We start from the raw sequence: 9,598 nt of genomic DNA, 5'->3' as shown, positions 1-9,598 counted from the left end.
TAAAGTATGTGTTATGGCAAAATAGCTTATGTCCAAATTTTCTACACTCCATGCTTAGATTAACTGTCGGGCTTGTAAGAGTTTCCACAGACGAACAAATTGAAACTGGACTTTCTCAGCAGTACGGTCGCCTTAAAAGTGCTGGTGCTAGTAGAATTTATGTTGATGTTGGTAGTCGGGACAAGCGCGATCGCAAGGGACTAAACCAGCTGGTAAAAGATATTAAGCGCGGTGAAATCGGCAAGGTGCTAATCACTCGCATGGACAGAGTAACTTCCTCTCCGGGATTACTTGAGTTTTTAAGTGAGATTTTTAATAAGTATGATGTAAAACTAGTTGCCATCGACGAAAATATCGATTTATCCAGTGTCGATGGTGAATTCGCAGCAATGCTTGGTGTAGTCTTCGCCAGAAGGGAGTTAAAGACTACCAGGATGCGCCTCAAGAAAGGTAATGAATATCGGCGATCGCAGGGTATCGCAACCTCTCAAGTCCCATTTGGATACATCCGCCGTGATGGTAAATATGCGTTAGATACCAGGCCTTTTCTATGTTTGATTGAGAACAAGCAAGAAATGTCTCGCTCTGATTTACTCATAGAGTTGAAAGATTGGTTCTTCGAGACGCGATCGCTTCGAGCCACTACAAAGAGGGCCTTTGCTCGATATGGCATTCAGAAGATAGGATATCCTTCGGGGACACCAAACCAGAAAGAAATTTCTTTTGTTTTAGAGGATGGAGATTCCATTGAAAAGGCTATTGGAGTAGTCAAGAAATCTAGAGGTGTTCGCTCTGGGGTTTTCCGTCCTTGTCCTTCTGGGGTAAGGAAGCTTCTATTAAGTGCTGTCTTGGTTGGAGATACACATTACAAAAGCTCAAATCAAATTATCAGAGATACCCACCCAGACCATGCAATAATGAAGCGCAGCGAGCAGGAACAAATTAGATTGATACTAGCTAAAAACTATGAGATTGGATCTTATGGTCGGCGACAAGAAAATCTATTGACTGGAATAGCCAAGTGCGCTTTGTGCGGGTACCCACTTAAAGCGCAGGCTATGAAGCAAATTGGCGATCGCAAACTTCGTTATTATCAATGTCGTGGTTACTCCCAGCAGCGATCGTGTGAAGCTAGAGGGATGATTCGGGAGGATATTTTGGAGAATGCCATAGTAGACGCTTTGGTTTTGTCGGCTGATAAGTTAGCTGATAATACCATTGCAATACAGCAGCAAGAACCCGATTCCCCAGAGTTAATCGAAGCACGAGAAAAATTGAAGCGGGCTGAGTCTTGGGGTGACGATCCAGAAATTGAGTCTCTTAAAATTAGACTACGATCGCAAATTGCCAAATTAGAACAATCACGAGTCATCAAAGATGATGTGGATGAGCATCTAAGAATGATGTTGTTGGCTTTTTTCTCGTCAAAAGAAGATTGGTTGCGGCAGTCGGAAAATGACAAACGACAGGGGTATATAACTTTTGTTGATTATGTTTTAGTAGGGCAAGAAAAAGTTTTGGAATTCTACAAAAATGGTAAACAACGGGAGCGTATGATTCCCGTTGTCATAGAGGTTAAGTTGAGATTTTAGTTTTGCTTTCTGCGCTTTCTCCAGGCTTTGACCCTATCATAATCAGTAGAGTACTGCTTTGGGCGGCCTTTAGCCTTACCGCCTTCAGTGAAAGTTTTAAGACATTCTTTGCACTTATGTTTTTTACTCCCATTAGATTGGGAGCCACAGGCGACAATATTTGATGATTGGCAATGAGGGCAATTCATTCTTCAGTTTCTAAGTCTTTGTTCTTTTGCAGCATTTCTGCCCCATTTTGTTTGCACCACAACCAGAGTGATCGCATTTGTTCTCTGTTGTTGTCTTCAATAGTGCGAACAAATTCAAAGGTTTCACCACCGTCAAAGGAAACTGAAATTGTTTCTTTATAAACCCACTGTAACTTCCAGTTTGCATCATATTGGTGGCAATGTCCTTTGATGAATCTACAAACAATTTTATCTTTCTTGATGTATTTTTTTCTTAATTCAATTACTTTAGCGCCTGCACATAAGAAGCAAACACCTCCTTTAATGTGGCTGTAAGCTTGGATGTAACCTTGTCCGCAGCAGCGAGGGCATTCTATTAGAGAATCGTATTTTTTAGTAGTAACTGCCGTTGTTAAGGACATAATAGTTATCTCGGTTTGTTATATAACTATTATCGTATCATCTCCTCTGAAGTGTCAACCCCCTTAGGGAGAGGCAACAGGCAACAGGCAACAGGCAACAGTTTATTTAATTCCCTGTTCCTTGTTCCCCGTTAATAGGTTTGAAGTTAATTTGTTCTAAATGAAGTGACAACGGATCGCGGGACTCTATATAGTCACAAGTGATCAATTCCCAGACTTCAGCAAAATATATCAAAATACAACGAACAATTACAACGTGATCCTCTATTTTTGTTTGAAAACCAAATTTGAGTGAAAGGTACTCAAAGCACCTAGCAGCGTTCTCTGGGTTATCAAAAGTTATAATTATGTCTCTAGTGAGTTCATCCATAAGTTAAGCATAGAAAGCCCAGCTTTCATCTCCTTCTATCCAGCCTAGTGACTCCATCATTTCTTTTTCAAGTTGAGTCATTCTGCTATAAGACAATTCATAGTTGCCGACGTATATAAATCCATTGTTTACAGACATCTCTGCCTGTGGTTCATAGCGCCTGATGATTTTCGCCCCCATGACGAAACAAACTAATTTTGAATCATCACTCTTTGTCAATACCATAAAAAACTTCTGAAGGTGTGATTTCTAAAGGTGTTACTAATAGATTATTTACTTCTTCTGGTAGTGTAACGCCACCAAAAAAGTATTCCCAGTCCCCACAATAAAAGCTTCTATCCTTCCATTGTCGGAAACGTATTCAGATTTAAGTGCAATAGTCTTGCCAAATTGGAATAGACTACCTGGTGGTAAATCTTTCAGTGGTATCCTGTCCTCGCTATGTATTAGATTCATGCGATCGCTACTTCCTCAGAATCAATCCTGACTACTTTGACTAGCTTAAACCCAGTGGATTTTAGTTGGACAACTTTTTCTTTTGCTTTTAACTCCGAAAAATCACCGCTATGTACCCACTGCGGATCAGACCAGTCATCACCTTGCCACCAGTGATAAACTCTATATTTTACAGTATTTGCACCAACTAATTCTTTCACTTTAGTGCGGGGTTGCTGACTTAAGCTGCTTCTTTTTCAATCAGTCCCCCCGCCTCTCGCCACAATTGAAGTATTTCATCACTCTTTAAATCTTTGCGATCGCCGTATCGCTCGTACCATAACCGACTCGCTATTTTCGCCCTAGTTAAAATTTTTTGTTGATAATTCATAATTTCTATTTTTTAACTTATGACATATCATATGTCATTATTGACATTTAAGCAATTACCAACAAAATCCTCGCTAAAGGCAAAGTGGTGACGTCTTTCTGGATCGTATAAATGAATTTCACCGTTACTATCAATCCAAGACTCGTTTTCAAATTCTAAGTAAAAAACAAATTTATTTTGGTAATAATCCCTATTTTTGATGGTAGCGATCGCCCCTTCTACAAGAAAATGCTTGCCACGATACCAACCAGATTCTTTGTCTATCTCTGGTGTTTTTGTAAGAACAACTCTCTCTCCTACTTTAAAAGGACAAAACCTATTAAAAAGGTTCTCATAACTTCCAAGGACAGAATTTAGTATATAGCCTAAGTTATTAGGTAATGACTTTTCCAAATCAGCTACTTTCTGGTAAACCTCTTTAAGTTGTAGTACATAATCCAATGTTGTACCCATATTTATTCTCCTAACCATGCCCAGGCCTGCTTAGTAGTTTTGAAACCAAGTCTGCGTTGTATATGAGTTATGCCAACACCTTCATGTGCCTCGCCATCAGGTGTGATTACGCGCTCAATGTATTCGGTGCGCTCTACGACGGCAGAAGGATTACCTAATGCTAGTGGTGCTAGTCCTGGGGAAATAGTTTCTAAAAGATGAACTGTTGCTAATAGCTTGTGCTGATTGATAGATAACCTTTCTTGAGTTTTGGCTAATTCTAATTGGAGTTCTAGCTCCCGCAAGCGATCATTGAGTTGAGGAATTGCAACTTCAGCTTCGCGAGTTTTGATGGCAAAGTATTTTTTGGCTGTAGCGACTTCTGTTTTTCTTCCATCACAACATAAAGCAACCATATAGCAAGCGTATCGAGAAAGTTTATAATCTTTCCCAACTCGTCCCCTGGTCTCGCCATCTTTTTTGACGCTTGACCGTAAAAAATGATCTGAAATGTTATCACCATTAAGTTCTAGGTTCTCAATGGCTTGATTAATAGGTTGTTCAAAATGCTGCCATTTGGGATACCCCATGACAACCATTAACTCGCGAGCTAACCAAAATTCAAAGCCTTCTTCGTCAACGTGACGGATACTATCAAATGGGTTAGAATTAGTAATGTTAGGCATGATTTACCTACTAAACGATAAAAGAGCGAGTGGTACCCGCTCTTTTATTTTATATTTAGTTGTCAATTGTGCCAATCAGGTTGTCGATGAACTACGTAGAGACAAATATCTAAACCTCTTGCAAATCTTGGTGAATTTGAATTTCTGGTAGTTGCTTCAAGGGACTATTGATTGGTGAATATTTACACCAACAAATAGCAATAACATCAAACTCAGCACCTTCTGTTTTCGTTTCATACACATCAACTTTTGAAACCTCCCAGTCTCCTGTTCTTTGACACTCCCCCGACTTGAAGTCGGGGGATTCTTGGTTCAACCAGCCGACTTATTTACACTTGTTTCCAAGTCTAAACAGAGGTCGTTCTGTCCCCAAGCGTTAGTTCCGATATGACCTACCGTACTTAGTCCTTTAGCCAAAATGTTCAGTGCAGCATTCTCATCACGACATAACTGGGCACCGCAAATACATTTATGAGTACGAGTTGACAAGCTTTTCTTAACTTGTCTACCACAAGATGAGCAATGAATACTTGTATATTGAGGAGCTACAGCAATAGTTATCTTGCCGTAGATATTTCCAAAATATTCAAGCCAACATCGAAACTGATACCACGCTGCATCACTAATACTTTTAGCTAATTTATGATTTCTAACCATGTTTCTCACTTGCAAGTCTTCATAAGCAATCAAGTCTGCCGACTGAATAACGCATCTTGCCAACTTCACAGCAAAATCTTTACGCTGCCTACTGACCTTCAAGTGTTTTCTAGCTAATTTATCCTTAGCTTTTTTGTAGTTATTAGACTGCGGTTGACCTTTCTTGAATTTTTTAGACACCCGTTTTTGCAGTTTCTTGAGTGACTTCTCTGACTTACACAAAAATTTAGGGTTGTCTACTTTATTTCCATCTGAGTCAGTGTAGAAGTGGGTCAACCCCACATCTAATCCTACGGCTTTTTTAGTTGGCTTTTCTTTGATCTTTCGGTCTACAGCAATGCAGAATTGAGCGTAATACCCGTCTGCTCTCTTAACCAGCCTAATACGTTTAATATCCTTAATTTGGTAGAAATGCAGATCATAAGTCCCAATTAGCTTAAGTTTTCCTATTTCAAAATCATCAGTCAGGGTTAGATATTTTCTATCTTCAGAAAGTTTCCATCCTGTTGTTTTGTACTCAACAGAATGTCCACGTTTTTTGAATTTTGGAAAACCCTTCTTACCTGGAACTTTTTTCTTGTAATTACTGTAGAACCTAGAAATTGCCGACCAAGCTCTGTCTGCTGATGCCTGTCTAGCCATTGAATTGAGCTTACTTGCCCACTCAAAGTTTTTAGCCAGAATTTTACAGTAGGAGCTTAAGTCATACTTACCAACTTGTTTGTTATCTAGCCAGTAACGGACACAAGAATTACGGATAAACAAAGCAGTCCTGATTGCTTCATCAATCAGATTAAACTGCTGCTGCTTGCCTTTCAACTTGAACTCGTATACTAACATAGACAACTATTAAGTTACGCTGCAATTATAGCGTAAACAGATAATAAATACAAGATGTCACTGCGACTAAAGTCGCTTGGGTCGTTTTTCATCCCACCCCTGAAGGACATAACACCCTGAAAATCCAAAAAATTTTCAGGGTGTTACTGGTGGGCTTTCAAACTTCCCACTATTTCTTGTAACTTCCAACCATATTTTTTAGCTATCTGCTTGCATAGGTTACGATCTGTTACACCATGCCGGGAAACATCTTCCGAGCTAGAACCGTCACTGGTGACGCTAAAAGATGGTATAATCAATGCAAAAGCACCAACCACACCTAACGTGACTAATGTTGCACTTAGGTTAAAAAACTTATTTTCTGATAAACTATCCAATGTTGGCTCCGACCACAATTAGGGGTTAACGAAGCCTCCAGAAGTTCGCAGCTATCTGGAGGCATACCAATATATTATCATCACAGCATATCAATTGTCACTAGTGACAACTAAATAAATACCTAAAAGCTACAAACCTTGCAAATAAGGATTTGTTGGTGCTTCTTCTTTCTTAGGCGCTGGTACTAACACCCACCCCTCCCCTCTAAGTTTTTGATAGGTTGACCAACCAGCGCTGTGTGTACTGTGGTACTCAGGCAATCTGTGTGGTGTATTTGCAAAGTGTACAAATCTACCATCAATTTCTAGATGGAGCGCCATCTGTCCGTTCCTATCCAGCTTCCAGCACATCTGCGGCATAACTGTCTCTCCAATTAAAAACAAACTCAAACGGGCAGTGACACCCCTTAGCTTTCCAAGACCAATCTTTGCGCCAAACCATCCAAGCAGTAGTTACTGAGTCAACTCTGCGATCGCCTGTAAACGATGGTCTAGGCTGACCAAAGATAATTAGGTTGCTCATGTTGTCCATATGCTCTAGGAACCAATCACCTCTAGCTTTTGTTGGTTCAAGGTAAGATAATCGCAACAGAAAACACACCCCAACAGAAGCGTGTTTGTAAGCCAAAGGGAGTATTGCACTAGCTTCGTTAAAAGGAGGATTGGTAATTACCCACTCAAATCTGAGTCGGTTTTTCCAATAATGCCAAAATAAACGCTCTGTGGCATCTGTTGTTGTCTGTCCTGGGTGTGGTTGCCAAGATATATCAGAAGCAACTACTCCAACGTTGTAATATTGGAGAACATTTAAAATATCACCTTCTCCAGCACAAGGTTCTAGGATTGTTACTCCCGGATCAATGTCTACAACCTCTAGAAGCTTATGTGTTAACTGGGCAGGAGTAGGGTAGAAATCGTTATTGTTTCGAGTCTTCCTACTAGAAATTGCTACTGTATGCATGACGGTTCAACCTGATTTTGATATGCACTTTTGACAAATTTTATGTCAAAAGTGACAACTAAACAATCAAACTTTTAAATCGCTGGAGCCAAAACCATCAGTACCTCTTTGGCTATCTGACAAATCAGATACTTCTACGGGAATCACAGTTGTGACAGGTGCGATAACAAGTTGTGCGATCGCGGCTAGTCTTCCATCAGGCTTGTGTGGGGATACAAAGGTTACACTTCCGTGATTAATTAGAATTACCTTAATTTCGCCACGGTAACCATTATCGATGGTGCCAGGAGAGTTGAGGACGTGAACTTTGTATTTAGCTGCTAATCCAGAGCGCGATCGCACCTGGGCCTCATACCCAGTCGGTAACTCGATAGAAATTCCTGTTGGTATTACAGCGTGCTCTCCTGGGGGAATAATAAAATCCTCCACCGGGTACAAATCAAGTCCTGAGTCACCTTCTGTGGCGTAAGATGGTGCGATCGCACGGGGGTCGATTTTGGTGAATTTAAGTTCTGGGTTCATCCGCTCCTCAATAAGTGCTCTAAGGTAAACTGCTTGATCTAAAACCTCTTCATATGCGTGCTGTAAAAAGTCTTCGCCACTGTGAGGGGAAACCTGCTTACCGTACTCTTGCAAACCGTGTAAGCGGCGAGCTTCCATATCCGAAATAACAACTTTCCAAATGTCTTTCATATATCAAATAGATAGTTTTGCTTTAGTCCAACGTGTGTATGTGCGTTCTGACATAATAGCCAGTAAGACTTTCTATTCTCGACTTTCAAGAACTTCTGTGGAATCCCCCGCTACACCCGCAAGGGTTAGCGGCGGGAGGATGTCAAGGCGCAAGTTTAGCTCTCGTATATCTATGACTTAAGTACCAGCTAGCGATCGCGGGAGTCCATCTAAGAAAGTGTGGTAGTATTAATTTACACATTTGCTGGATCTCTAGTTGCGCATTAGCTGGTGCTCTCATATCCAAGAAGTGCATAAGCGATCGCACATTGAAGGACACAACAAAATGTTGACGATAATCAAAAGGCAATAGCCCCCGTGCGTGTTCTTCTGACAACCCAGACTCTAGCTTATTTGAATAATTTATAACCAACCTTGCGCACTCCACTAGATCATCAAGGAGGTCGTCTTCTGCGTATTTGTAAGATTTACCTTGACGATCACGGTACTTACCTACTGGTCTTAAATAAATTGTGCGTTCCAGATGATCCTTCAATTCTGGTGAGTTTTGCAAACAATCGGTAAGATTTTGATATTTGCTAAGAGCCAATTTTAGCTCTAGCCCTAGTCTTGCAATCCCCTTCCCCGTATATCGGAAAGACTGACAATCAAACGACACCCCAACGCGATGCGTTCTAGCCTGCTGCATAACGCTGTGAGGGAAATAACCACAGTTAAATACTATCTGTGGGTGTTCCATCGGCCCATAATGACCTCTTCCACCAGCAAGCAGTCTTTTAATAATTATTTCTCCGCATTCCTCTTCTGATGGAAAATGATCACGCTCATCATAAACAAATGTATCTGAATAATCTTGGTGCAGTGCAGCATAGATAACTTGCTGTGGATTTGGTGTTTGACTAATGACTTCTACTCTAAAAAAATTGTCCATCTCACCCCACCCCAAACAAAGCTAACTGTGCAATGCGATCGCCGCTTGATAACACTAAAAAGTCTTCATCAGAGGAAGGTACAAAGTACAATTCAAGAATTAAATAACCACTCCAATTTGGCTTAACTAAAATTGAAGTTAACTGGTTCAGTCCCTTTTGCGCCCACTCGGATCGGATAGTCAATAATCCTGCAAGATTATTTGGTAGAGCAATATACTCTTTTGTCCTAGCAAGCATCATAGTTACAGGAGGAACCTCTAGAGTAAAAGTTATTTCAGAAGGTTTATCAGGCAACCAGGTTTTATTGAAAGCTATACAACCAAGTGACAAATCAATACAAATTTCATTATTTCGAGATGCGATCGCCTCAGGATGAAAAGGGACTACCCCACCATCTTTCGCCCAAGCTTCTAATTGGGTTCTCCCTAATATTCCATTTATCACTCTCCCACCCCCCACTGATGTTTTAGTATTTCTTTGTAGTAGGTATCCCTGATAACCATTTGCTCATGGAGCATTTTGAGAAAACTTTTTGCTTGCTCACCACTCATCAAATCAACTTTTGAATCAAAAGAACGAATTGTAAATTGTTGCTCAAGACTTAACTTTATTGGTTTTTCACCCTCTGTCATATACCGTCTCC

General features: G+C 40.5%; 18 protein-coding genes. 1 reads left to right on the top strand and 17 read right to left on the bottom strand.

Annotation, left to right across the window (positions count from 1 at the left end):
- Window positions 1-1,592: recombinase family protein (locus tag UYC_RS0109390; protein ID WP_235181615.1), on the top strand; the 1,592-nt coding region annotated here is incomplete at its 5' end.
- Here UYC_RS0109390 and UYC_RS40320 read toward each other — a convergent pair.
- The 17 genes from UYC_RS40320 to UYC_RS0109295 form a co-directional block, all read right to left on the bottom strand.
- On the bottom strand, window positions 1,589-1,780 hold the full coding sequence (locus UYC_RS40320; protein WP_026087783.1) for an IS1/IS1595 family N-terminal zinc-binding domain-containing protein: 192 nt from the start codon (window positions 1,778-1,780) through the stop codon (window positions 1,589-1,591). The two genes, UYC_RS0109390 and UYC_RS40320, sit on opposite strands and share 4 nt — an antisense overlap.
- Window positions 1,777-2,181: a hypothetical protein gene (locus tag UYC_RS0109380; protein ID WP_016879492.1), complete on the bottom strand. Its 405-nt coding sequence runs from the start codon at window positions 2,179-2,181 to the stop codon at window positions 1,777-1,779. Before UYC_RS0109380 ends, UYC_RS40320 begins: the two co-directional genes overlap by 4 nt.
- A 373-nt stretch (window positions 2,182-2,554) precedes the next feature.
- Entirely contained in the window at window positions 2,555-2,776 is a 222-nt protein-coding gene (locus tag UYC_RS0109370; protein ID WP_016879490.1) for a hypothetical protein, read from the bottom strand.
- Window positions 2,777-2,824: 48 nt separating this feature from the next.
- Window positions 2,825-3,007 (bottom strand): hypothetical protein, encoded by a 183-nt coding sequence (locus tag UYC_RS0109365; protein WP_016879489.1) that lies wholly within the window; start codon window positions 3,005-3,007, stop codon window positions 2,825-2,827.
- A complete protein-coding gene (locus tag UYC_RS0109360; protein WP_016879488.1) occupies window positions 3,004-3,207 on the bottom strand; it encodes a hypothetical protein in 204 nt (67 codons plus the stop codon). The genes UYC_RS0109365 and UYC_RS0109360 overlap by 4 nt, the downstream gene beginning before the upstream one ends.
- A 20-nt stretch (window positions 3,208-3,227) precedes the next feature.
- Window positions 3,228-3,377 (bottom strand): hypothetical protein, encoded by a 150-nt coding sequence (locus UYC_RS37695; RefSeq protein ID WP_016879487.1) that lies wholly within the window; start codon window positions 3,375-3,377, stop codon window positions 3,228-3,230.
- A 27-nt stretch (window positions 3,378-3,404) separates the two neighbouring features.
- Window positions 3,405-3,830: a hypothetical protein gene (locus UYC_RS0109350; protein WP_040432297.1), complete on the bottom strand. Its 426-nt coding sequence runs from the start codon at window positions 3,828-3,830 to the stop codon at window positions 3,405-3,407.
- A gap of 2 nt (window positions 3,831-3,832) precedes the next feature.
- The gene (locus UYC_RS36075) at window positions 3,833-4,495 is read right to left on the bottom strand and encodes a hypothetical protein (protein ID WP_016879485.1); all 663 of its coding nucleotides are present in this window, start codon (window positions 4,493-4,495) and stop codon (window positions 3,833-3,835) included.
- 109 nt (window positions 4,496-4,604) lie between these two features.
- On the bottom strand, window positions 4,605-4,811 hold the full coding sequence (locus tag UYC_RS35460; RefSeq protein WP_016879484.1) for a hypothetical protein: 207 nt from the start codon (window positions 4,809-4,811) through the stop codon (window positions 4,605-4,607).
- Window positions 4,808-5,992 (bottom strand): RNA-guided endonuclease InsQ/TnpB family protein, encoded by a 1,185-nt coding sequence (locus tag UYC_RS0109335; protein WP_016879483.1) that lies wholly within the window; start codon window positions 5,990-5,992, stop codon window positions 4,808-4,810. Before UYC_RS0109335 ends, UYC_RS35460 begins: the two co-directional genes overlap by 4 nt.
- Window positions 5,993-6,135: 143 nt before the next feature.
- Window positions 6,136-6,291, bottom strand: coding sequence for a hypothetical protein (locus tag UYC_RS0109330; protein ID WP_235181614.1), 156 nt, complete (start codon window positions 6,289-6,291; stop codon window positions 6,136-6,138).
- Between the two features lie 207 nt (window positions 6,292-6,498).
- On the bottom strand, window positions 6,499-6,690 hold the full coding sequence (locus tag UYC_RS0109325) for a hypothetical protein (protein ID WP_016879481.1): 192 nt from the start codon (window positions 6,688-6,690) through the stop codon (window positions 6,499-6,501).
- Between the two features lie 10 nt (window positions 6,691-6,700).
- Complete coding sequence (locus UYC_RS36070) at window positions 6,701-7,330, bottom strand: hypothetical protein (protein WP_016879480.1); 630 nt, start codon at window positions 7,328-7,330, stop codon at window positions 6,701-6,703.
- Between the two features lie 66 nt (window positions 7,331-7,396).
- On the bottom strand, window positions 7,397-8,023 hold the full coding sequence (dut, locus tag UYC_RS0109315; protein ID WP_016879479.1) for a dUTP diphosphatase: 627 nt from the start codon (window positions 8,021-8,023) through the stop codon (window positions 7,397-7,399).
- Between the two features lie 142 nt (window positions 8,024-8,165).
- On the bottom strand, window positions 8,166-8,954 hold the full coding sequence (gene thyX, locus UYC_RS0109305) for an FAD-dependent thymidylate synthase (RefSeq protein ID WP_016879478.1): 789 nt from the start codon (window positions 8,952-8,954) through the stop codon (window positions 8,166-8,168).
- Between the two features lies 1 nt (window position 8,955).
- Window positions 8,956-9,399: a dCTP deaminase domain-containing protein gene (locus UYC_RS0109300; RefSeq protein ID WP_016879477.1), complete on the bottom strand. Its 444-nt coding sequence runs from the start codon at window positions 9,397-9,399 to the stop codon at window positions 8,956-8,958.
- Window positions 9,396-9,587, bottom strand: a complete 192-nt coding sequence (locus UYC_RS0109295; protein WP_016879476.1) for an NblA/ycf18 family protein — start codon at window positions 9,585-9,587, stop codon at window positions 9,396-9,398. The genes UYC_RS0109300 and UYC_RS0109295 overlap by 4 nt, the downstream gene beginning before the upstream one ends.
- Window positions 9,588-9,598: the final 11 nt, after the last annotated feature.

This window comes from Chlorogloeopsis fritschii PCC 6912 (assembly GCF_000317285.1).
In the GTDB taxonomy this organism is placed as follows: domain Bacteria; phylum Cyanobacteriota; class Cyanobacteriia; order Cyanobacteriales; family Nostocaceae; genus Chlorogloeopsis; species Chlorogloeopsis fritschii.
Note: the sequence above shows the minus strand (reverse complement) of the source record. Positions and strands in the feature narration are given on the sequence as shown.